The organism is Paraglaciecola sp. MB-3u-78, from assembly GCF_002835935.1.
Taxonomy (GTDB): Bacteria; Pseudomonadota; Gammaproteobacteria; order Enterobacterales; family Alteromonadaceae; genus Paraglaciecola.
The window spans coordinates 505,931-528,217 of sequence record NZ_PJCF01000006.1; the positions used below are offsets into that span (position 1 = coordinate 505,931).

22 protein-coding genes are annotated in these 22,287 nt (G+C 40.9%); 4 read left to right on the top strand and 18 right to left on the bottom strand.

The window, feature by feature from the left end:
• The first annotated feature begins 13 nt into the window (after positions 1-13).
• Both rhlB and CXF95_RS16685 read left to right on the top strand, forming a co-directional pair.
• Positions 14-1,276 carry an ATP-dependent RNA helicase RhlB gene (gene rhlB, locus CXF95_RS16680; RefSeq protein WP_101199729.1) on the top strand — a complete coding sequence of 421 codons (1,263 nt, stop codon included), beginning with the start codon at positions 14-16 and terminating at the stop codon, positions 1,274-1,276.
• A complete protein-coding gene (locus tag CXF95_RS16685; RefSeq protein WP_101199730.1) occupies positions 1,273-2,790 on the top strand; it encodes a guanosine-5'-triphosphate,3'-diphosphate pyrophosphatase in 1,518 nt (505 codons plus the stop codon). The genes rhlB and CXF95_RS16685 overlap by 4 nt, the downstream gene beginning before the upstream one ends.
• Before the next feature lie 78 nt (positions 2,791-2,868).
• Here CXF95_RS16685 and hemB read toward each other — a convergent pair whose 3' ends face one another.
• Genes hemB through tatA form a run of 7 tightly spaced genes read right to left on the bottom strand, consistent with a single transcriptional unit; the run spans position 2,869 to position 8,483 of the window.
• Positions 2,869-3,867 carry a porphobilinogen synthase gene (gene hemB / locus CXF95_RS16690; RefSeq protein WP_101199731.1) on the bottom strand — a complete coding sequence of 333 codons (999 nt, stop codon included), beginning with the start codon at positions 3,865-3,867 and terminating at the stop codon, positions 2,869-2,871.
• Between the two features lie 2 nt (positions 3,868-3,869).
• Positions 3,870-5,771 (bottom strand): diguanylate cyclase, encoded by a 1,902-nt coding sequence (locus CXF95_RS16695; protein ID WP_101199732.1) that lies wholly within the window; start codon positions 5,769-5,771, stop codon positions 3,870-3,872.
• Positions 5,761-6,573, bottom strand: coding sequence for a TatD family hydrolase (locus CXF95_RS16700; protein WP_101199733.1), 813 nt, complete (start codon positions 6,571-6,573; stop codon positions 5,761-5,763). Before CXF95_RS16700 ends, CXF95_RS16695 begins: the two co-directional genes overlap by 11 nt.
• Positions 6,574-6,577: 4 nt before the next feature.
• The gene (locus tag CXF95_RS16705) at positions 6,578-7,156 is read right to left on the bottom strand and encodes a hypothetical protein (protein ID WP_101199734.1); all 579 of its coding nucleotides are present in this window, start codon (positions 7,154-7,156) and stop codon (positions 6,578-6,580) included.
• Complete coding sequence (gene tatC, locus CXF95_RS16710; protein ID WP_101199735.1) at positions 7,153-7,896, bottom strand: twin-arginine translocase subunit TatC; 744 nt, start codon at positions 7,894-7,896, stop codon at positions 7,153-7,155. Before tatC ends, CXF95_RS16705 begins: the two co-directional genes overlap by 4 nt.
• A gap of 6 nt (positions 7,897-7,902) precedes the next feature.
• Positions 7,903-8,202: a Sec-independent protein translocase protein TatB gene (gene tatB, locus CXF95_RS16715; protein WP_101199736.1), complete on the bottom strand. Its 300-nt coding sequence runs from the start codon at positions 8,200-8,202 to the stop codon at positions 7,903-7,905.
• A complete protein-coding gene (gene tatA, locus CXF95_RS16720) occupies positions 8,202-8,483 on the bottom strand; it encodes a twin-arginine translocase TatA/TatE family subunit (RefSeq protein WP_101199737.1) in 282 nt (93 codons plus the stop codon). The genes tatB and tatA overlap by 1 nt, the downstream gene beginning before the upstream one ends.
• A gap of 184 nt (positions 8,484-8,667) precedes the next feature.
• On the opposite strand from tatA, the gene CXF95_RS16725 reads away from it, so the two are divergent.
• On the top strand, positions 8,668-9,582 hold the full coding sequence (locus tag CXF95_RS16725; protein ID WP_232787892.1) for a hypothetical protein: 915 nt from the start codon (positions 8,668-8,670) through the stop codon (positions 9,580-9,582).
• Between the two features lie 89 nt (positions 9,583-9,671).
• On the opposite strand, the gene ubiB is transcribed toward CXF95_RS16725, so the two are convergent.
• The 8 genes from ubiB to prlC all read right to left on the bottom strand — a co-directional run bounded on the left by ubiB (position 9,672) and on the right by prlC (position 17,274).
• Complete coding sequence (gene ubiB, locus CXF95_RS16730) at positions 9,672-11,303, bottom strand: ubiquinone biosynthesis regulatory protein kinase UbiB (RefSeq protein ID WP_101199738.1); 1,632 nt, start codon at positions 11,301-11,303, stop codon at positions 9,672-9,674.
• A 1-nt stretch (position 11,304) separates the two neighbouring features.
• Positions 11,305-11,961: an SCP2 domain-containing protein gene (locus CXF95_RS16735; protein WP_101199739.1), complete on the bottom strand. Its 657-nt coding sequence runs from the start codon at positions 11,959-11,961 to the stop codon at positions 11,305-11,307.
• 1 nt (position 11,962) lies between these two features.
• Positions 11,963-12,751 carry a bifunctional demethylmenaquinone methyltransferase/2-methoxy-6-polyprenyl-1,4-benzoquinol methylase UbiE gene (ubiE, locus tag CXF95_RS16740; RefSeq protein WP_101199740.1) on the bottom strand — a complete coding sequence of 263 codons (789 nt, stop codon included), beginning with the start codon at positions 12,749-12,751 and terminating at the stop codon, positions 11,963-11,965.
• A gap of 190 nt (positions 12,752-12,941) precedes the next feature.
• The gene (locus CXF95_RS31160; RefSeq protein WP_255418927.1) at positions 12,942-13,070 is read right to left on the bottom strand and encodes a hypothetical protein; all 129 of its coding nucleotides are present in this window, start codon (positions 13,068-13,070) and stop codon (positions 12,942-12,944) included.
• A 102-nt stretch (positions 13,071-13,172) separates the two neighbouring features.
• Positions 13,173-13,760, bottom strand: coding sequence for a hypothetical protein (locus tag CXF95_RS16745; RefSeq protein ID WP_157828167.1), 588 nt, complete (start codon positions 13,758-13,760; stop codon positions 13,173-13,175).
• A 155-nt stretch (positions 13,761-13,915) separates the two neighbouring features.
• On the bottom strand, positions 13,916-14,230 hold the full coding sequence (locus CXF95_RS16750) for a helix-turn-helix domain-containing protein (protein WP_101199742.1): 315 nt from the start codon (positions 14,228-14,230) through the stop codon (positions 13,916-13,918).
• Positions 14,231-14,330: 100 nt separating this feature from the next.
• Positions 14,331-15,020 (bottom strand): DNA-3-methyladenine glycosylase I, encoded by a 690-nt coding sequence (locus CXF95_RS16755; protein ID WP_101199743.1) that lies wholly within the window; start codon positions 15,018-15,020, stop codon positions 14,331-14,333.
• Between the two features lie 217 nt (positions 15,021-15,237).
• Positions 15,238-17,274, bottom strand: a complete 2,037-nt coding sequence (gene prlC, locus CXF95_RS16760) for an oligopeptidase A (protein ID WP_101199744.1) — start codon at positions 17,272-17,274, stop codon at positions 15,238-15,240.
• 240 nt (positions 17,275-17,514) lie between these two features.
• Between prlC and gorA the strand changes: the two genes are divergently transcribed.
• On the top strand, positions 17,515-18,864 hold the full coding sequence (gene gorA, locus CXF95_RS16765) for a glutathione-disulfide reductase (protein WP_101199745.1): 1,350 nt from the start codon (positions 17,515-17,517) through the stop codon (positions 18,862-18,864).
• Positions 18,865-18,957: 93 nt separating this feature from the next.
• On the opposite strand, the gene CXF95_RS16770 is transcribed toward gorA, so the two are convergent.
• From CXF95_RS16770 to CXF95_RS16780, 3 genes are all read right to left on the bottom strand, one after another.
• Complete coding sequence (locus CXF95_RS16770; protein WP_101199746.1) at positions 18,958-20,358, bottom strand: sugar porter family MFS transporter; 1,401 nt, start codon at positions 20,356-20,358, stop codon at positions 18,958-18,960.
• 85 nt (positions 20,359-20,443) lie between these two features.
• Positions 20,444-21,487, bottom strand: coding sequence for a FecR family protein (locus CXF95_RS16775; protein WP_232787893.1), 1,044 nt, complete (start codon positions 21,485-21,487; stop codon positions 20,444-20,446).
• A gap of 1 nt (position 21,488) precedes the next feature.
• Positions 21,489-22,061 carry an RNA polymerase sigma factor gene (locus CXF95_RS16780; RefSeq protein WP_101199747.1) on the bottom strand — a complete coding sequence of 191 codons (573 nt, stop codon included), beginning with the start codon at positions 22,059-22,061 and terminating at the stop codon, positions 21,489-21,491.
• Between the last annotated feature and the right edge of the window lie 226 nt (positions 22,062-22,287).

Sequence of the window (22,287 nt, forward strand, 5' to 3'; positions counted from 1 at the left end):
TAAGCTATAAGCTATGCCAACTACACATTTAACCGATACAAAATTTTCAGACTTACCCATTCATCAGCAGGTTGTAGACGCGCTGTCTGAGGCTAATTTCAACCTTTGCACACCTATTCAAGCGTTGAGTTTACCGCCCTTGCTTGAAGGCAATGATCTTGCCGGTCAAGCGCAAACAGGAACAGGTAAAACCATTGCATTTTTGGTCGCTACTTTCCACTATTTGTTGACTAACCCTCAAGACTCAAAACGTCAGCCTAGGGCAATCATTATGGCTCCCACACGTGAGTTAGCTGTGCAAATTTTTAACGATGCAGAATTACTTAGCCAGCACACAGGTTTGACCCTTGGTTTAATTTATGGGGGCGAGGGTTACCAAAGTCAACGGGAAAAATTGCAAGGTGGTGTAGATATTATTATCGGCACCACGGGTCGTATTATCGATTACTACAAACAAAATATCTTTTCATTAGCCGCTATTCAAGTGGCGGTATTAGACGAAGCCGATCGTATGTTCGACCTTGGCTTTATTAAAGATATTCGATATTTATTTAACAGAATGCCCAAACCGACCGAACGTTTGAGTATGCTGTTTTCTGCTACCTTGTCTTACCGCGTTCAAGAGTTGGCCTACGATCACATGGATAATCCTACACATGTTCAGATTGAGCCAGAAAGAAAAACCGCTGAACGGGTAAAAGAAGAACTCTTTTACCCGTCAGACGAAGACAAACCTTACCTGCTACTCACATTGATGGAAGAAGAATGGCCAGACAAAGCTATAGTGTTTGCAAACACTAAACATGGCTGTGAAAGAATTTCTGATTGGTTAGAAGCTGACAAGCATAGGGTGGGTTTGTTAAGCGGTGATGTACCTCAGAATAAGCGCCTTAAAATACTAGAAAACTTTACCAGTGGTGTACTTGATGTATTAGTCGCCACAGATGTAGCAGCACGTGGTTTACATATTCCTATGGTAAGTCATGTTTTTAACTACGATTTACCCGACGATGCAGAAGATTATGTGCACCGTATAGGTAGAACGGGTCGTGCTGGCGAAAGCGGTAGTTCTATCAGTTTTGCTTGCGAAAAATACGCACTAAACTTACCGGCGATTGAGGATTATGTGCAACACTCAATACCAGTGACCGATTACAACCCAAATGATTTAATGTGGGACGTCACCCCACCTAAACCTCGTTTTAAAAAACGTATGCAAAGTGGTAAAAGTCACCAAAAACGTCCTTCAGGTCCACGCCCTAATAGAAATAGATGAATAAAAACACCGAAGTCATTGTCCCCTTCGCTCAGCCTGAGCAACTGTATGCAGCTGTAGATCTAGGCTCCAACAGTTTCCATATGGTGATCGTTCGGGTTGTGGCGGGTAGTGTGCATATTATTGGTAAGGTAAAACAAAAAGTACGCCTTGCCGCTGGGCTAGATGAAAATATGGTGCTGGACCAACTTAGCCTCGAAAGAGGTTGGAAGTGCCTTGAAACTTTCGCAGAACGTTTGCAGGACATTCCCCTGTCAAATATCAAAATCGTTGGCACTGCCACTTTACGCTTAGCAGCGAACGCTGACGTATTTATAAAAAAAGCTGAAGAAATTCTCAAACATAAATTGAATGTCATTGATGGTGAGGAAGAAGCCAGACAAATTTACTTGGGTGTGGCTTACACGTCGTCTAACCAAGGCAATTCTTTGGTGATTGATATTGGCGGCGCAAGCACAGAAGTAATTGTCGGTAATGATATGACCCCAATTCATTTGGTCAGTATCAACATGGGGTGTGTCACCTTCAAAGAACGCTTTTTCGCCGATGGCAACATGTCAGTGGATAATTTTGAGCTTGCTATTAATCAGGCTAAAATTTTATTAGAGTCGGTGATCAATGACTTTATAAATTTTGACTGGCAGCAATGTTTAGGCGCATCAGGTACTCCCCAAGCCATTACTGAAATATTGGTGACACAAGGTATCAGTGACTCTATCCGCATCGATTATCTGCATAATCTAAAACAGCAATGTATTGATTGTGTGACCATAGATTTATTACAAATAGACGGTTTGACTGAAGCAAGACGAGCGATTTTCCCAAGTGGCTTGGCCATACTGATTGCCCTGTTTGAACAATTAAAAATTCAAGAAATGCAGATATCAGGCGGGGCACTTCGTGAGGGCCTTATTTATGGCATGTTAGATAACATGCAACAAAATGATCGTAGGTTGCAAACACTAGAGCAATGTATTGAGCGTTTTCACATAGACTCGGAACACGCTTATCGTGTCAAAGGCATTGCCCTTAGTCTGTTTAAACAAGTGCAAAACCAGATGGTCTTAGGCAAAGTAGAGTGTGAAGCGATGTTGATGGCATCTGCCATGTTGCACGAAACGGGTCTGCATATCGAATACAAACTACACCATCAACATGGCGCATATATACTTAGTCACTTGCCCATGGTGGGTTATACACAACAGCAACGTGCTGGTATCAAAACGTTAGTGCAAAGTCACAGACAGGAAATTAAACTCGGTTTGTTTGATTCTTTTCATCCAGAGGTGCGCCAAGCACTTTTGGTGTTAGTGAGAGTATTACGTTTATCTTGCTTACTTTCCATCCGGCGCAAAGACAACTTACTGGCAGATTTTAATTTAATCACTTCAGATGAAAAGTGGACTCTGACTTTTCCAAAAGGTTGGCTAAAGTCGCACCCACTAATAGATGCCGAGTTAGCTAACGAAAAATGGCAACAGCATAAAGTGGGCTGGAGCTTGGAGTGTTTTTAAATTTTCATCTTGTTGATTGAGAACAACCCAAATAGATAAAAATTAAGACGTTGTTGTTTAATCCTGAGGCTAAGGCCCTTAGCTTTGTCTCAAAAGTATGGCTGCCTGCTTTGCAAAATAGGTCAGAATACCATCTGCGCCAGCACGTTTAAAAGCAATCAAAGATTCTAAAATCACCTCATCTTCATTTAGCCAGCCATTGGCAAATGCCGCTTTGTGCATGGCGTATTCGCCACTGACTTGGTAGGCAAAAGTGGGTACTTTGAATTCGTCTTTGCAACGTCTAACTATATCTAGATAAGGCATGCCAGGTTTGACCATGACCATGTCTGCACCCTCTTGTAGGTCCAATGCGATTTCGCGCATAGCTTCGTCTGAATTGGCGGGATCCATTTGGTAGTTTTTCTTATTGCCACCTTTAATATTACCTGCTGAGCCGACTGCGTCTCTGAAAGGTCCGTAGTAACTGGAAGCGTATTTAGCCGAATAAGCCATGATACAGGTGTTGATAAAGCCATGACTTTCAAGTGCTTGGCGTATTGCACCCACGCGGCCATCCATCATATCGGATGGTGCAACAATATCAGCTCCGGCTTGGGCATGAGACAATGCTTGTTTCACTAATACCTCGATAGTTTCATCGTTTAACACATAACCCTGCTCGTCAATTAGGCCATCTTGGCCGTGAGAAGTAAAAGGGTCTAGGGCTACGTCTGTGATAACGGCAATGTCAGGAACTGCTTGTTTGATGGCGCGCACGGCTTTTTGTGCTAAGCCGTCTGGATTAAAAGCTTCGCTTGCACACAATGACTTGACTTGCATGGGTGTCACGGGAAAAAGAGCAATAGCAGGAATGCCAAGCTCAACAAGCTCATATGCCTCTTTGACTAACAAATCGATTGATAAACGTTCCACACCAGGCATAGATGGGACGGCTTCTCTTTTATTTTCGCCTTCTAATACAAACATGGGGTAGATTAAGTCACTGGCAGTGAGTTGGTTTTCAGCTACTAACCTTCGGGTAAAATCCTGTTTACGTAATCTACGCATGCGAGTATTAGGGTATTGTTCTATCATGATTAATCCTGCTGTTGAATGTCGTCTAAATGGCTGCCTTGTACATTATTTCGGCCTGCATTCTTGGCTGCGTATAGTTGTTTATCGGCCAAAGCTAAAATAATGTCTTCAGGCTGGTTCAAGTCCGCTATTGCGGTCCCTATACCTGCGCTAATAGTAATATTGACTGATATCCCTTCGGCTTGTATGGCGGTTTTTTCAATTTCAGCTCTAAGCTGTTCAACCAAGACCAAAGCGCCTTCTAAGTCGGTGCTAGGCAAAGTAAGGGCAAACTCTTCGCCGCCGTAACGAGATACATCATCACTGGGTCTTTTTAAGGCTTTTTTAAGTGTATTGGCAACTGTTTTAATGCATTCGTCGCCGACTAAATGACCATATTGATCATTCACATTTTTGAAATGGTCAATATCCATCATCACTACAGATAATTGGGTTTGTTCACGGCGGCTTCTACGCACTTCTGCTTGATATTTTTTGTCAAAATAACTGCGGTTATGGATCCCTGTTAATGCATCTAGGGTGTTTTTTTCTTGTAGTTCACGATTAGTTTCAGATAATTCACGCAGCGCAACTTCTAACTCTAAAGTGCGCTCTTGTACTTTGTATTCAAGCTCTTCGGTCGCATCTTCTTGTAATGCCAACATATCTTTTTGTGCATGCTGGGCTTGGCGTTCTTTGTGCAATAACGTTGCCTGAGTATTGTGTAACGCTTGGCGTTGTTGATTGTGGCTGATAGCCAGAATGAGTGCTAAAAGCACTGTTTCTATGCCTGCACCTAACATCAACAAATAATATGCAGGTAGGTTAAAGTTAATAATATTGAGTGTGTTTAAGCTTACGGCAAAACCACTGACGAAAAGTATTGCCCATGCCAAAGTATAAAATCCTGCGATAGCGAGACCTTGTATCCACAACCAAATTGCCACGGCTAGAATAAATACGCCACTGGCGCAGAACATCAGTAAAAACGCTTTAATAAAAACCTGTAGAGGTATAAACAAACTGATGATTAAGCCCAGTAGAAAAACATAAGCTGTCATTTTGAGAAATGTACTTAGTTTAGTATTAAAAGTTCTGACATTGAGTAACTGATCGCAAAATAAAATCGATAAGCACACCGCTAAATTGGCAAAAATACCCACAGCATGTTGCTGTAACCAGGGGGCGTTAGGCCAAATGTAGCGATAGCCTAAGCCCTGAAGCGCTGACAAAGTTAAGCCCAAGAAAATGACATAACCGGCGTACATCAAAAATATTGGGGAGCGGGTTGTGATAAAAAATAGCAGGTTGCTTAATCCCATTGCCAGCATCAGACCAAAAAAACCGCCCATCATTAAGCCACTTTTACTGGTAAATTCTAAGTATTCGTTTTGAGTCCAGATATTTAAGGGCAGACCCATTGGGCCTTCTGAATAAGTGTTTACGTATACTTCTATTGGCCGCTCACTTGTGGGTACTGAAAATATAAAATTTTCATGTGCAACTGAACGTTGCGAGAAAGCCAAAGTATCACCCCCTTGATATTCTGCTAGTATTTTGTTGTCTTGAACAAACCAAATGTTAACGCTGTCCAATAGCGCATTGTCAATTTCTAATAACCTAGATTGTACTGGGAGGATGTGACTGATAGTAAATCTGAACCAATGCAACTCATTAGACAAACCTAAGGTGGTTAGGTCCTGGCTTGGCTCTTCCCAAATATTGTCTGTGCTACTGAGAATATTAGAAATCGAATATTGTTTTTTTGTATCAACTAGGTGATCTACGTCTTGCGCCACAGTATGGTTAGGGCGGATTAGCGTAGAAAAATTAGTTGCTGCAAAAATGAAAGCAATACAAAAAATACTGATGATCAACAACAGCCAGTTTTTGCTTAGGATCACGCTAAGTGGATTATTCGGCAAGGTCAGCACTTATACTTGGAATATTAAATAATGCCTGGGTATTCGCTTGGCTCGCTAGCTGTAATGTTGTTATATCAGTGACAATCAAACGGGCTACTTCCTGAGCTACGAATGGCAGATAAGCGGGTTCGTTATTGCCATTGTCGACTCTACGGTTATTGGCTAAACCCTTGGGGCGTAAATAAGGTGCGTCTGTTTCCAACAAGATACGATTTAATGGTAGCGATTTAACCGCTTCACGTAATGTTTGCCCACGTTTGAGATCACACACCCAACCGGTTATGCCAATGTACAAATCTAAATCTAAGTAACGTTTCATCTGCTCAATATCGCCGGTGAAACAATGCACTACGCCACCTTTTAATGTTTTATGATATTTTGTTAATAGTGCAATTTGAGCTTCAAATGCATCCCGCTCATGTAAAAAAACAGGTAAGCCCAGTTCACAGGCTAATTTAAGTTGTTGTTCAAAGGCAAACAGTTGTTGGTCTGGGGTAGAAAAATTCCGATTAAAATCTAAACCACATTCGCCAATGGCCACTACGCATTTAGACCTAGCTAAGGTATTTAGTTCCTGTATGGTTTCATCACTAAATTGACTGGCGTCGTGGGGATGAACACCAATAGTCGCAGACAAGTGGTTGGGGTATTGCTGGGCTAATTGAATGGCTTGTTGGCTTTTGTTTATATTAGTACCGGTAATAATAATATGGCTAACATCAGCGACTAAAGCGCGTTCAAAGACTGGCTCAAATAACAAGCGTTTGTCGGTAAAATTGACACCAATATCACACCAGGACATTAACTTATTTCACTCGTTTAGCGCGAATACGCTTGTTTGCGTTCTCTTTACCAATAAAAAAAGAGCCCAACGCGCCGCGCTCGATAATAACCACGTTATCTTTGCTCAACTTTAGACGGGTGCTGTCTGTCTGGCGCCATACTTGTCCATTATCAAGGAAAATAATTAGCTCTCCGCGAGGTGCTTTTTTTGTCTTGATTACTGTGGCTTGGATCTGACTGATCAAACCTTTAGGATGTTTTATATTTTCTTGCCCAAAATTTGCAGTAGAATTAACTATTGGCTTGGGCTTACTTATGTCAGGCTCAATTGGAAGCTCTGCTATTAATTTAGTGGATAAAACCGCTTTTTTCTGTAGCACAGGAGGTGAGGGGGTTACTACGATTTTTTGTTTTTTTGTTTGCTTGTTTTGTTCTTGGGTCGTTTTAACCTGAGTTTTTTTCGCTAGATTGTCGTAACAAACAAGCCGTTGTAGGCTATCGTTACTCTGTGCGCAGTCTAATAAATCACTTTGTAGCGATTGCGTTATGCCAAAGGTACTAAAAAAAGCTACTAATCCTACATACTTTTTAATATCGCTCATAAATCTCCCTGATGTTCTTGCTCTGTCTTTTTTCTCGAATAAATACTGCCAACTACTATACCAAACTCGTATAATATCCACATAGGTATGGCCAGTAATGTCTGAGAGATGATATCTGGCGGCGTGAGTAACATGCCTACTACAAATACGCCTACAATCACATATGGACGTTTTGCTCTCAATGCATCTGGTGTCGTAACCCCAGTCCAACACATCAGTACTACTGCCACAGGTATTTCAAAAGCCAACCCAAAAGCAAAGAAAATTTTAAGAACAAAGTTAAGATAACTACTGATGTCAGTGTTGATAACTACCCCTTCAGGCGCCACGCTAGTGAAAAACGCAAATGCCAAAGGAAAGACCACGTAGTACGCAAAAGACATACCTAAATAAAATAACAAGGTACTCGAAAACAACAACGGCGCCACCAAACGTTTTTCGTTTTTATACAAACCGGGCGCCACAAACCCCCAAATTTGGTAAAGCACCACAGGGATAGCAATAAAAAATGACAACACCATAGTTAGTTTAAAAGGTGCAAAAAAGGGCGAAGCCACGTCGGTGGCAATCATTTGTGCGTTTTCTGGCAGAGTGTCTAACAGGGGAGTCGCTAACCAGTGGTATAGGTCTTGTGCAAAATAAACTAAGCATAGAAACACTACAAACACACTGACAACTGCTTTTAATACACGGCCTCTGAGCTCAATTAAATGAGCAATTAAGCTATTGGGTTCAGCCATGTTTCGTTACTCTTTAGAATAAGGTTTTTGGACGGACTTCGCTGCATCGCGAAGCTCATCAACAGATTTTTGTAATTCTGGAGATAGATTTTCTAGGTTTTTTTCTTCGGCTTTTTTCAAATTTTCATGTAACTCATGAATTTTAAATTGCTGCTCGACTTCTTGTCGAAATCCGCTGGCCATGCCTTTAATACTGCGTACAGTTTTCATAGTCGAGCGAATGGCACCGGGTAACCTTTCAGGTCCCAATACCACTAAACCAACTACAGCAATAATTAAGAGTTCGAAAAATCCGATATCAAACATTAATTACTCTCTTTGTGTTCACTCTTTGCTTGCTGAACAGTACTTTTTGAATTTTCAGTATCTCCAGTATTTCCAGTGATTTTATCTTCGACTTTCTCTTTAGCAACGAAATCAGCATCGGCATCGGCATCCTTTTCCTTATCATCATCGCTCATGGCTTTCTTAAAACCTTTCATTGCAGAGCCTAAATCTCCACCTAAACCGCGTAATTTTTTAGTACCAAAAAGCAATACTACAATAACCAAAATAATCACCAATTGCATGGGGCTAATACCAAACATAAAATACTCCTAGAGACTGTATGTTTTTCATTATACGTAGCTTATTAAAAAGGTCACTGGATTTGATAGCGAAATCTAGGTTGTTTGACTTTTTAATCGCTAATTGCGTTAATCTAAAATCTGAAAACGCTAACGTTCTGCCTATCAAATACCTGTTATGGATGTTTTCGCTGTGAGGATAATTGTGAAAAAAGTTTTTTTATTTTTTGTCAGCATCGGTTTTTTATCAAATCTTAAGGCTGAAGAGATACAACAAGAATATCCATGGTTAGATACCATGCACCAGAGTATTGCATCTTCGGTCAATACCAGTGCTTTATGGTTTGATGATTTTTTTGCCTTAGATGAATTTAAAAATAATGAAGAAGCCTATGGTGAAGCGCGAATTCGTTTAGGTTGGGAGCCAAGAAGCCGCAGTGTAAATGAATTTGAAACTCGTTTTAAAGTAAGAGTGAAATTACCTAATTTGAAAAACCGTGTCGATTTGGTTTTATCTGATTATGACGATGACAGACCATATAATGACATCCAAGCGTCGGGCGTTAATGATTTTGTAGAGCAGAATCGCTTTAGTTTGGCGCTGCGCTGGCGACGCAGCCCTGAGAGTGGATTGTCACATCGTATCGGGGTCGGCCGTCGTTTGCAGGCTTTTGCCAAAAGTCGTTATCGGAATTCCCATATTTTGACTGATAAAACTATTCTACGTTGGGAAACGTCTGCTTATATGTATAGTGATGACGGTTTGGGAGCTGATTTTTCTTGGCAGTTAGGTTACAACGCTTCTGATCGCTCTATATTTAGATGGAATAATCATTTTTATTTCAGAGACCGGACCAGCGATTGGCTTTGGCAGCATAGTATACAGAAACTCACTCAATTTGATGAAAAAAATGCCTTGATAGCGGGCTATTATATTGAAGGACTAAGTCGACCAAATTATCGTTTAGAAGAATATTTGGTCAGTCTAAGATGGCGTAAAAACACCCTGCGTGAGTGGTTATTCTATGAAGTTGAGCCATTTATATTGTGGCGACGGGATGAACAATTTTCTGCTTCTTATGGTATGGCTCTTCGAATAGAAGGTTTCTTTGGCAAGTAGAAAGGCTCGTTGGCGACCACAATATTTCTGATCTTTGTTAAGTAAAAAACTTAGCCAGCATATCCCTAGTTAAACAAATTCAGGTGGCATTAACTGCGTTTTGTTTTAAAGGCAAAGAACCAGCAGCTTAGACCTAATAAATCGAAGCAGCCACTGGGCCACCAATTATCTTGATACATAGGCAAAATTGCGCCAATGATAATAAAGGTTGTGCCCATTATCATCAGTAAAGTGCTGGTATGTTGCTGTCTAAGTTGTTCTTGCTGCGCTTCGAACTGAAGCTTTTGTAGCTCAGGCAAGGTTTTAACTTGTTTCAACGTGTCATACACTAGGTCAGGTATTTCGGGTAATTTCTCAGACCAATAAGGTAGGTTAGTCGAAATCTTTTGATACATGGCTTTCAGGCCAATTTGTTCTTTCATCCAATTCTCTAAAAATGGTTTTGCAGTTTTCCACAAATCAAGTTGTGGGTACAACTGGCGACCTAAGCCTTCAATGTAAAGCAAGGTTTTCTGGAGTAGAACTAGTTGTGGTTGTATCACCATATTAAAACGTCTGGCGGTATTAAACAGTTGCAGCAATACATTACTAAATTCAATTTCTGCTAAGGGCTTTTGAAAAATGGGTTCGCATACTTTGCGAATGGATGCTTCGAAATCGTCGATATCGGTATCCGATGGCACCCACCCCGAGTCCACGTGTAATTGAGCTACTTTGCGATAATTACGATTAAAAAAGGCGATAAAGTTTTCGGCTAAATATCGTTTGTCTTCGCTATTGAGTGTGCCGACTATGCCAAAGTCTATGGTGATATATTGGGGATCATTAGGGTTAACGGTAGACACAAATATATTACCGGGGTGCATATCTGCATGGAAAAAACTATCACGAAACACCTGAGTGAAAAATACTTCTACTCCCCGCTCTGCCAGTCTTTTCATATTGGTATTGCGTGCAACTAGTTGCTTGATATCAGATATAGGTGTGCCGTAAATACGTTCCATTACCATTACGTTTTTATGGCTATAGTCACTGTATATAGTCGGCACATACAGAGCTGTTGAATTTTCAAAGTTGCGTTTGAATTGCATGCCATTTGCGGCTTCGTGGGTTAAGTCTAATTCATCAATAATAGTGCGTTCGTATTCCTTGACTACTTCAACTGGGCGTAAACGTTTGCCATCAGGTAACAGTTTTTGTAAGGCGCTTGCTGCTGTTCGCATAAGCTCAATATCAGATTGAATAGTATGTTGAATATTCGGCCGAATGACTTTAACAATTACATCTTGGTTACCGTCTTTTAATTTTGCTGCATGCACTTGAGCAATGGACGCAGAAGCCAATGGTTTAGTTTCAAATTCACTAAACAGGTCGCTTAGTTTCTCCAACCCTAAGGATTGAAGGATAATTTGCTTAGCTAACTCTGGATCAAATGGTTCGACTTGATCTTGCAAAATAGACAGTTCAGTTGCGATATCGGGCGGCAACAAATCTTTGCGAGTAGATAACATTTGACCAAATTTAATAAATACCGGGCCCAAGGTTTGCAAAGCTAACCTGACACGAGTTCCTTGGGATTTATCGGGGTGTTTATTGCGAAGCCAAAAAAAACCAATGCGGCCTAATTTCGCATACCAAGGTAGCCATTTACCAGGAATAAGTTCATCTAGCCCGTGTTGTAACATCACTTTGTTGATCTGATAAAAGCGTAGAATTCTCACGTTAGTTATTGAGTCCTGTATCGACTTTCTTAGCTTGTTCTAATAAAGCAATTTTGGCAGATAAGCGCTCTGTGCTACTACGCAGGTCGCTCACACCTCGGCTAAATTCAATCATTTCGCTAGGTTTGACCGCAATTGAATCACTCTGAGTTAAATATTCTCCAAGTTCAATCGCACCTTGTTCTATTTGAGATTTAGCTGTATCAAACAATGTTCTCATGGTGGTAAACGTCTGGTGGGCCATTACATCGCCGGTGTAACGAGAGAGCTGTTCTTCCCAGTCAACATCCAAATCTTTGAGCAATGCACTAAAGGTTTGTGCCACATAAATGTCGCCAATAAGACTTAGCTGCTTTTGTTGAATAAGTTGGGTGAGTTGGCTGCTATCTTTGAGCTTAGGTAACGTCTCTAAATTTAACTCAATCAAACAATCTACTGGTTCACAGGGGGGCTCTGAATCACTGTCTGGGGTAAGAACAATGCGTACATCAATCTGCTCTGAAAAGCTGAACAATAGTGGCCACGGCAGTTCTTTGATCGTCACTTGCAACGATTTTCCTGATAACTTTTTTAAGCGCTGTTGGCTATCATCATCGAGTTTTAGCAATTGATTCATCGCCAGCTCGATCCCCGAGGTTACTAATTGGGCAAAGGGCATATTAAAACTTAAAACCTCTATGCAATGCGACTATACCGCCGGTTAAATTTTGATAAGTTGTTTGCTCAAACCCTGCAGTATCCATCATGGCTTTGAGTACTTCTTGCTCAGGATGCATGCGAATCGACTCGGCCAAATATTGGTAACTGTCGGCATCGTTAGCCACAAGTTGGCCAATTTTAGGCAATAGATGGAATGAATACATATCGTAAGCCTTGTTCAACATCTCGTTGCTGGGTTTAGAAAACTCTAATACCAACAAACGACCGCCAGGCTTTAACACGCGATACATGGATGCCAACGCTTTGTCTTTATCAGTAACGTTCCTCAGTCCAAAAGCAATGGTGATAATATCAAAACTATTATCAGGAAAGGGCAATGCTTCGGCATTAGCTTGCACATATTGCACATTGCCGACTATGCCTTTATCACGTAATTTATCACGGCCTACTTTGAGCATGGCATCATTGATATCGGCCAATACTACCTGACCCGATTCACCGACAATACGTGAAAATTTGGCGGTTAAATCACCGGTGCCACCGGCTAAATCCAATACTTTGTGCCCAGCACGCACACCGCTGCAATCTATGGTGTAACGTTTCCACAGACGATGCACACCCAAAGACATCAGATCATTCATAATGTCATACTTCGCGGCGACTGACTGAAACACCTCTTTAACCATATTCACTTTTTGGCTGGACTCTACCTGTTTAAAGCCAAAGTGTGTGCTGGGTTCAGAAGTATGGGTCGATGCCGGGGTATCATTTGTGTCAGGGCCGCTCATGAAAATTCCTTGATAGTCATATGTCGTTAGTTTACCGAATAAAAGCCCACGCCAACAGATAAGAATTATGGAATATCCTCCACTCATTGTTTGAGAGGAGGTTTGACAGAAATTATTTGAACAAGTAAAAGCAGTAACTACATTAAGGCTAAGTACGACGGGGATCCTTCCCCGACCGACTTAGATAAGATCAATTAGCTAGAACGATTTGTTCAACTGCTTGTGGTGGTTTTTTCATTCCTGGAAAAGCTGAAGCCGGTGAAGATGCTAAAGAAAAAGAAACAACAAGAGTTAAGATTATCAATTTAATTTTTTTCACAATAAATGCTCCGAAATAGTTCGATTAGATGAGGACTTAGTTCCACATCTAATGGCATTATGCCATACGTTTCGGAGCGATGAATTTTAGTTGGAAAGTTAACTAAGCTGGGAGGTGTTTCTTCGATTGATTGTAAAAATAGTGCATATAGATGGTCGTTAGTGTAATTCCAGATAATAAATTGGCGACTAATGTGTAGTTATAATAGATAAAAGTAATATCTTTCAGGCCAGCTAAATGTCTTATGAAGTACTCCAACAGCATTAATACAATCATCACATAACCTGCCAAAATAACACCTTTAAGTTGCCAATCTAAAGCAATTTTACCTGATTGGTGCCCAAAGTATTGAGACATAAGAAGTACCCTTTTAAACAATAATTCCATCGCAATATCCATCAGTGTCAAAAGCCCAATAAAATAGTAAATATGAGGTTTGTTAACATAAGATATTTGCCACCAAAAAATTTCAGCGCCAATGCTGCAAAGGATAATGGCGAGGGTGATTTTTGTTGAAACTTGTTCAAAACGGTAAATGGAAATGGCAATGCAGAATGCGTAAACTAAAACCATAAATGTTGTACTTTCTGGAAGCTCATATAGTAAAAGTGTTACGAACCAAAGGCCGAGTAAAATTAATAATGCTCCTAAAGTATCTTTGTCTGACCAACAAAAAATACAACTCAACAAAAGGGCTGCTATATAAATCAGATTAAAGTATTCGGGGTTGTCACCATACAAATATAGTAAAACGGCAAAAAGAGGAGTCGTGAGATAAAAAAGCGCGCGATGAAAATAATATTGGGTATTAAAAGGCAGGGCTTTAAATACTTTAAAGATAGTGGTTAATCCTGCGCGTCAGGCTTAGTGATTTCTTTGGCCCTATTAGACAGATGTTGATCTGAGAAACCAAAGTATTGCATCACGTGTTCAAAGAATTTATGACGGGTGGCAGCCGATGCCCGTTGGGCACAAATCATATGCCACTTAGACATCACTTCAGCGCCTAAGGCTTCAATGGTTTCACGTTTATCATTTTCAATTGCAGAAACTGTTTCACGGCTAATGCCTATGCGTGTAGCTAGATCTTGCTGAGTGAGTTCGGCTTCCTTTCTAAGCTCTCGAAGTAACAGACCACTAATTTTTGTTCGTCTACTCATAGGTTAGATACATCACTAGGTTATTAATACCTGAAGGTTAATCCATTACAACTTGTTTTGTCTACCAATTTCGCCTTAAATTTTTACCTGTAAGGTATGACTATTGATAGTTATCACCGACACTTTTGGAGATGACCATACTCAATTCCTGTAATGAGAGGCCACTTTGTTGCTGCAGTTCGTTAAAGCTGTGTTGAATAGCGCTGAGGCTACGTTTTGACTGATGTGAGCCAGAGATAATATTGCGCTTAGTAAAATAACCCACCACATCACGGGTAAGTAAAAAAGTATCTTTGCCCATTGCCCGCAAACCATAAGGGCCAGTGTTACCTCCGAGCCTTGCACCGTGTTTTTTTAAATAGGCCCAAAGGCCGATAATATCCTCCCTTGGCCAATCAGCTACAAACTTAGCAAAGCTGCCGTGCTCACGAGCTACTGCATCAATCATTATGGCGTTGTCGCGGATTGTTTTAACCTTAGTGTAATTGCGGATAATACTAGGGTCGGTGGCTTTTTGTTCGAGCATTTCATCAGGAATTAAAAGCATTTTTTCGATATTAAAATCAAAAAATACCCGTTCAAAGTCTGGCCACTTATTTCTCACCACTCGCCAAACAAAACCCGATTGGAATACTTTTTTACTGAATTCGGCTAAAAATCTAGCATCGTCAATTTGACTCAATTTGTGGTGAGACAGAGGTTTGTCGATCACGGCCAACAAGGCTTGCGGACCTCCTTTTCGCTCGCAAGCACGTTGGTGGATTTGTTTAAATGTTTCTAGATTAACCATATTTTCTACTTTTTAAGTACAGAGGGTAGTAGTTAGTGGAAAGTAAATAGTTAAATGGTAAGTAATTTAACCGCCAAGCGCTGCGCGACACAAAGGCTACGCGCACAGAGAATCAAAATTAATCTTAAATTGACTAGGCTTTGCTCTGTGCCCTCTTTGCCCTTTGCAGTTCAACGTCTTTTGTCTTTTCAGTCGTACCTATTTACTATCAAGTGCTTTAAGCAGTTATGCCAGAATGCCGGAGTAATGCGTCGACTTCTGGCTCCCGGCCTCTAAAAGCCACAAATAATTGCATAGGGTCTTTGCTACCACCCATTTCTAAGATGTTAGTCAAAAAATCATGACCTGTTTGTACATTAAAAATACCTTCTTCTTCAAAACGGCTGAAGGCGTCAGAAGAGAGTACCTCAGCCCATTTGTAGCTGTAATAACCCGCTGCATAACCACCGGCAAAAATATGTCCAAAGCTATTTTGAAAACGATTAAAGCTAGGAGGAATAAGTACTGCGACTTGCTTGCGCACTTGATCTAACCACTGTTGCACATTGGTTTCCCCAGCAACAAAATTTTCATGCAAGCTAAAATCAAACAGACTGAACTCAAGCTGCCTGAGCATCTGCATGGCTGATTGGAAATTTCGCGCGGCTAACATATTATCAAGTAGTACTTTAGGAAGCTGCTCGCCTGTTTCAAAGTGTCCAGAAATAAAACTTAACGCTTCTGGTTGCCAGCACCAGTTTTCTAAAAATTGACTGGGTAATTCTACTGCATCCCAAGGCACACCGTTGATCCCTGATACGCCACCAACATTTATTTTTGTTAGCATATGGTGGATGCCATGACCAAACTCATGGAACAAAGTGACGACTTCGTCGTGTGTAAATAGCGCCGGTTTGTTGCCCACTGGGCCATTAAAGTTACAGGTTAAATAGGCAACAGGATATTGCTGGCTACCATCTACTTTTTGTCTACGCACTTGGCATTCGTCCATCCAGGCACCACCGCGTTTTTTCTCACGGGCATATAAATCAAAATAGAAACTGCCACGTAACTCGCCAGTTTGATCATGAATATCATAAAAGCGTACATCTTTATGCCAAGTATCTATGTTGTCACGAGCAGTAATGGTTAAGTTGTATAAACGTGATATCACCTCAAACAAACCTTTCACAACTGTGCTTTCGGGGAAGTAGGGGCGCAATTGTTCATCGGAAATTTTGTATGTTTGTTCTTTTAACTTTTCACTGAAATAAGCAAAATCCCAGGCTTGCAATTTATCTGCTTGATAATGTTCTTTGGCATAGGCTGTTAGTGTATCGATATCTTGTTGTGCTTGGGGTTTAGAACGTTTGGCTAAATCTTGCAAGAAACCATTCACTTGTTCACCAGAATTAGCCATTTTGCTAGCCAGAGAATATTCTGCAAAATGTTTAAAGCCTAATAGTTGTGCTAATTCTTGACGTAAACTTAAGGTTTCGTTGATGATCTCGGTGTTATCCCATTTACCAGCGTTGGGTCCTTGATCAGATGCTCGGGACGTATAAGCACGATACATTTCTTCACGTAACTCAGCATTATCTGCATGGGTCATAATGGGTAAATAACTCGGAATGTCCAAGGTAAATAACCAGCCTTTCAAATTTTTACTTTCGGCGAGTTGTTTGGCCGCACTTAAGGCTGATTCGGGTAAACCTGCTAATTGAGACTCATCAGTAATTTGTTTTTGCCAGCCCAAGGTAGCATCCATCACATTATTGCTAAAGGTCGACCCTAAGTCTGATAAACGACTTTGTATCTCAGCATAACGGGCTTTCTTAGATGCATCTAATGCAACACCCGATAGTTTAAAATCACGGATAGCATGAGTGATGACTTTTTGTTGAGCGTCTGACAAGTCAACAAATTCATCGCTTGCTGCGATTTGGCAATAAGCCTTGTATAAGTCAGCGTTTTGACCTACCCAAGTGCCGTACTCCGATAAGGCAGGTAAACAAGCATCATGTGCTTTGCGTAATTCTTCATTGCTGACCACAGAGTTCATGTGGGAAACCGGGGACCATTTACGACTCAGCTCGTCGTCTATTTCTTCAATGGGTGCCACTAGGTCCTCCCAAGTGTAATGACCTGAGTTTAGTACTTCAGTAATTTTAGCTTTGCAAGACTCAATGGCCTCTATGATAGCAGGTTGAACATGCTCAGGTTTAATAGCCGAGAATTGCGGTAGGCTAGATAAATCGGTCAGTGGGTTAGTCATAAAGTATTTCTTCTGTGCTAAGTTACTTAAAGAAATTGGGTTGCATCAACTAAATCTCAAGAGCTGACCGACGGTTCCAACAGATAATTTTGTCAGTGCTGTAATTTAATCATAATAATTAAGTTCTTTTTACATTCAAAACACCCATCGATTGGCTAGATTGCATCAATTGAAAAATTGCGGTGTTATTTTTGTAAGATAGGCATTATCTTCAACTATGATTTTTAACTAGGCAGGCTCATGGCAGATTTTGATTATATATGTATTGGTGGTGGTAGTGGCGGTATTGCATCGGCAAATCGCGCAGCTAAACACGGTAAGAAAGTAGCATTAGTAGAAGCCAACGCAATTGGTGGCACCTGTGTCAACGTAGGCTGCGTACCGAAAAAAGTGATGTGGTTTGGCGCACATGTTGCCGAGGCAATTAATCTTTATGCACCTGATTACGGTTTTGATGTCACCGTGAATAGCTTCAATTGGCAAACGTTAGTCAATAGCCGAGAAGCTTACATTAAGCGAATTCACGCTAGTTACGGCAGTGGTTTTGAAAAAAATGGTGTGACACTTATCAATGGTTTTGCGAAATTTGTTGATAAAAACACCATCGAAGTGAATGGCAAGCAGTATACCGCTGAGCATATTCTTATCGCCACAGGTGGTCGTCCTATTTTTCCTAATATTACTGGGTCCGAACTAGGTATTGATTCTGATGGTTTCTTCGACCTAACAGAGCAGCCGAAACGTGCAGTTGTGGTTGGCGCTGGTTATATCGCTGTAGAGCTGGCTGGTGTAATGCACGCATTAGGTACAAAAACTGATTTAGTGGTGCGTAAACATGCTCCACTTCGTAGCTTTGATACTATGTTGTCTGAGACCTTGGTAGAGCTTATGGCTCAAGATGGTCCAACGTTGCATACCCACGCCACCCCCACTCAAGTGATAAAAAATGCAGATGGCTCTTTAAACATTGAATTTGAAAACGGTGAATCAATTGAGACTGATTGTGTGGTGTGGGCCATTGGACGTGAACCAGCAAACGATAAAATTGGCTTGGAGAATACCGGCGTTGAGCTGAACGAAGGTGGATACGTTAAAGTCGACAAATTCCAAAATACTAACGTCGATGGTATTTATGCAGTGGGCGATAACATCGGTTATGTTGAACTTACCCCTGTAGCAGTTAAATCTGGACGTTTGTTATCGGAGCGTTTATTCAATGGCCAAACAGACGCTCATATGGACTACAGCTTAATTCCAACAGTCGTTTTCAGTCATCCACCTATCGGCACCATTGGTTTAACTGAAGTAGAAGCTAATGAGCAATACGGTGAAGATAACATCACTGTGTACAATTCAGGTTTTGCTGCAATGTATACAGCCGTGACTAAGCATCGTCAAATGACTCGTATGAAGTTGATTTGTGCAGGCGAAGATCAAAAAGTAGTCGGCTTGCATGGCATAGGTGCAGGCATGGATGAAATACTCCAAGGCTTTGGTGTGGCCATGAAAATGGGTGCCACTAAAGCTGATTTTGATTCTTGTGTAGCGATACATCCAACTTCTGGTGAGGAGTTTGTTACTCTAAATTAGGGACGCGTTTTGTATCATCGAAGGTTTAATGTGAGTAAATAAGGAGAAGCCTGAAAATATCGTTGCGGTATTTCCAGGCTTTCTCAATTCTATCTAACCTTGCATACTCTCCAAGGTTTTGCCCTTTGTTTCTTTGACCATTTTTATAACAAAGATCACTGATAACAATGCGCACAGCGCATAAAATCCATAAGCACTGGCTAAGCCTATGGTAGTCAGCATAATTGGGAACATCATAGTAATCGCAAAATTAGCTATCCACTGAGCAAATCCTGCTACAGCCAAACCTGAACCACGTATTTGATTGGGGAACATTTCACCCAGCAACACCCACATAACGGGACCCCATGACAAGTTAAAGAAAAACACATAGGCATTGGCTGCGACCAAAGCCAAGGTGCCATTTTCACCCAATATTAAATTACCATTTTCCGCTACATCTGCATTGGCGAACACCCAGACAAGTGTAAGCAAGGTAATACTCATGCCTATTGAACCGATGATCAAAAACGGACGCCTTCCAAGCTTGTCGATCAAGCTGATGGTTATGATGCAGGCAATAATACTCACAGCACCAACAATCACATTGATCATCAGGGAGTCAGATTCAGAAAATCCTACGGCTTGCCATAATACCGCACCGTAATAAAACACCACATTAATGCCCACTAATTGCTGAAACATAGCCAAGCCAATTCCCACCCAAACAATGGTCCTGACTTTTCCACCTGATACTAAGTCAGATAATTTGGGTTGCTGGTTTTCTGATGCAATAGATTGTTCAATTTCGCTCAATGTGAATTTTGCTTGGTTAGCCCCATAAAGTTTTGTAAGCGTGTCTAATGCTTTTTGGCGTTTACCCTTTATCACTAAAAAGCGTGGGCTTTCTGGGATGGCCAATAAAGATAGAAAGAAGATAACTGCTGGCACAAGTTCAATCCAAAACATCCAACGCCAAGTTTGATAATCAAGCCAAAAAACTTCTGTAGAGCCTCCAGCTGCATTAGCCAGTAGATAGTTGCTGATAAATGCGCAAAATAAGCCAAATATTATGGCTATTTGCTGAATCGTGGCGAGTCGACCACGCATTCTGGGAGGCGCAATTTCGGCTATGTAGGCGGGGGCCATTACAGACGCAGCACCCACTGCAAGACCACCAATAATGCGATAGAAAATAAACTCTGCGGAGCTTTGTGCAATCCCAGAGCCCCAAGCACTAAAGATGAAAAACACTGCAGCAATAATAAGCAAGCCTTTGCGGCCAAGCCAATCAGCTAGGGTTCCGGCGGCAAATGCACCTACAGCACAACCTAACAGCATACTGGCGACATTAAATCCCTGGCCAATAGACTCAGACTGAAATGCTTGTGTCAGTCCATCGACAGTGCCATTTATGACGCCACTGTCAAAGCCGAATAAAAATCCGCCAATGGTGGCTACCGTACTTATAATAATAATAAAAAGTAGATTTTCTTTTTGAGAAGGGTTGTACATCTTTGAATTTCACTTTTCTAGGGTTAATAAAATGCCATGCAACAGCAATTGGCTGTTACTCGACACATAGAATGGGGGATTCGATTTACTCGGTCAGGGGCTTTTTACTCAGTCTTATCTTGTTGGAACTCATTTTTTTGAAGACCACATTAAAATTAGTTTCTAAAGCAGCTAATAAGCCGCTGATATCCGACGTTTTGAAGAGTCCAGCAATCTGAAGGCTTTTAGTATCTTCATCGCCAAAATCAAACTGATAGTTGGTGTAGCGAGACACTTCTTGCATTGCATCAAACAGACTTTCACCACGAAAAATTAAGTTGCCTTGTTGCCAGGCTAAATCAGAAGCAAGTTTCCCTTTATCACTACCAATGATGCTGGTATTTCTGGCTTTTAGCTGAGCTTTTTGTCCTTTGCTGACTGCAAATGATTTGGGAGATAAATACACATTTTTTAATTTAAGAGGTGCAACGCTTTGGCTGTTCAGATCTGACACTAAAACCTTGCCATCAGTCACAATCAATTCCACTTCTTCACTGCCAAGTTCGACATTAAAAGCCGTACCTACCGCTTGGATGATATTGGCGCCGGCATACACACTTAAGGGTTTACGCTTATTATGGGCTACCACCACATGCATTTCTCCCCGTAATAACTCGAACACACGCTGCTTGTCGGTGTAAGTCACTCTAACCAGGCTGTTAGTATTTAATTTTATTCTGGTTTTATCCTGTAAAAAGAAAGTGGATTGCTCACCAATTTTAGTTTCATAGTCACTATTAAATTGCACAACTTGTATTGTGTCTTGTCCAAAGAAAATATCTGCATTTAGCCATAAGCCTACAGAAATGAGCGATGCGAAAATGAAACTCGCAGCCCAAGCAAAAATAGGTGCTTTGTTGCTGGGTACAGGTTGAGGTTTGTGAGGGAATAATTCACTGAGCTGAGACAGTGACTCCATTTTGTCCCATAATTTTACCAACTGCATGAAGGTGTCAACATGAGTTTGAGAAGCCTGTAACCAGATTTTTAGCTCAACCTGTTCTTGTTCAGACAACCCTCTGTCTAGTCGAGTAATCCATAAACTCGCCTCGTCCATAGGGTCTTTATTCAATTCAATTACATTACTCATTTTAGACCCCCTTGATATTTGTTGTAGATCCGGACTGACTCGATCTCTCATCTGTTTGACTGAACTCCAGCATATAACTGGCACATCGTTTAAATCCTACGGCGATATGTTTTTCCACAGTACTCTCACTTAACGTCATTTCTTTCGCTATTTCTTTCTGAGAATATCCATATACTTTTTTTAATACAAAAACCCGTCTGCATTGAACTGGGAGTTGACGAACCGCCTCACAAAAATGAGCAAATTCTTCGTTACTTGCGATACTTTCAAACACTTCATCATGAACCCGCGCTTCGACATCAAAATCACAATCAGTTTCCACTCCATCAGCCAGTCGCGTCTCTGCTTTTTTCAGATGGTCGTAAGCTAAATTCCTTGCTGTTTTCATTAGAAACGACTTGGGTTGTTCAATGGTCTCACGCTTATCCATTTGACAAATTCGCACGTAGGTTTCTTGAACTATATCTTCAATTTCTTTAGGGGGAACTATGCGTGACACCATACGTGCCATGCTGTTCCTCGCAGCCATAAAAATTGGATGCCAAGATGTATGCGTTGCTGATTTTGTTTGCATCTTTATACGTTATTTCTTGCCGACATTGAACTTGCTCTGTGTATCAGACGATTAGTAACGATTATTCCGCTAGTTGAATAATACTTTTTCTTAATCGTGGATGTAGACATTGCTCCAAAAATAGAAATTAAGTGTAACTTTTTTGTTAATACATGTTAACGTTTTAGACTATTTTAATCTTGAAATACCTTCAATAAATACGCTCATAACGTATTGTTTAATATAT

Excerpts from the sequence above, each read along its gene's own strand:
- hemB (WP_101199731.1), bottom strand. The coding sequence starts at position 3,867 with ATGATAGAACAATACCCTAATACTCGCATGCGTAGATTACGTAAACAG.
- gorA (WP_101199745.1), top strand. The coding sequence starts at position 17,515 with ATGGCAGATTTTGATTATATATGTATTGGTGGTGGTAGTGGCGGTATT.
- CXF95_RS16775 (WP_232787893.1), bottom strand. The coding sequence starts at position 21,487 with ATGAGTAATGTAATTGAATTGAATAAAGACCCTATGGACGAGGCGAGT.
- tatA (WP_101199737.1), bottom strand. The coding sequence starts at position 8,483 with ATGTTTGGTATTAGCCCCATGCAATTGGTGATTATTTTGGTTATTGTA.
- prlC (WP_101199744.1), bottom strand. The coding sequence starts at position 17,274 with ATGACTAACCCACTGACCGATTTATCTAGCCTACCGCAATTCTCGGCT.
- tatC (WP_101199735.1), bottom strand. The coding sequence starts at position 7,896 with ATGGCTGAACCCAATAGCTTAATTGCTCATTTAATTGAGCTCAGAGGC.
- CXF95_RS16780 (WP_101199747.1), bottom strand. The coding sequence starts at position 22,061 with ATGCAAACAAAATCAGCAACGCATACATCTTGGCATCCAATTTTTATG.
- ubiE (WP_101199740.1), bottom strand. The coding sequence starts at position 12,751 with ATGAGCGGCCCTGACACAAATGATACCCCGGCATCGACCCATACTTCT.
- CXF95_RS16750 (WP_101199742.1), bottom strand. The coding sequence starts at position 14,230 with ATGAGTAGACGAACAAAAATTAGTGGTCTGTTACTTCGAGAGCTTAGA.
- tatB (WP_101199736.1), bottom strand. The coding sequence starts at position 8,202 with ATGTTTGATATCGGATTTTTCGAACTCTTAATTATTGCTGTAGTTGGT.
- CXF95_RS16755 (WP_101199743.1), bottom strand. The coding sequence starts at position 15,020 with ATGGTTAATCTAGAAACATTTAAACAAATCCACCAACGTGCTTGCGAG.
- rhlB (WP_101199729.1), top strand. The coding sequence starts at position 14 with ATGCCAACTACACATTTAACCGATACAAAATTTTCAGACTTACCCATT.
- CXF95_RS16770 (WP_101199746.1), bottom strand. The coding sequence starts at position 20,358 with ATGTACAACCCTTCTCAAAAAGAAAATCTACTTTTTATTATTATTATA.
- CXF95_RS16705 (WP_101199734.1), bottom strand. The coding sequence starts at position 7,156 with ATGAGCGATATTAAAAAGTATGTAGGATTAGTAGCTTTTTTTAGTACC.
- CXF95_RS16735 (WP_101199739.1), bottom strand. The coding sequence starts at position 11,961 with ATGCCCTTTGCCCAATTAGTAACCTCGGGGATCGAGCTGGCGATGAAT.
- CXF95_RS16700 (WP_101199733.1), bottom strand. The coding sequence starts at position 6,573 with ATGTCCTGGTGTGATATTGGTGTCAATTTTACCGACAAACGCTTGTTA.
- CXF95_RS16685 (WP_101199730.1), top strand. The coding sequence starts at position 1,273 with ATGAATAAAAACACCGAAGTCATTGTCCCCTTCGCTCAGCCTGAGCAA.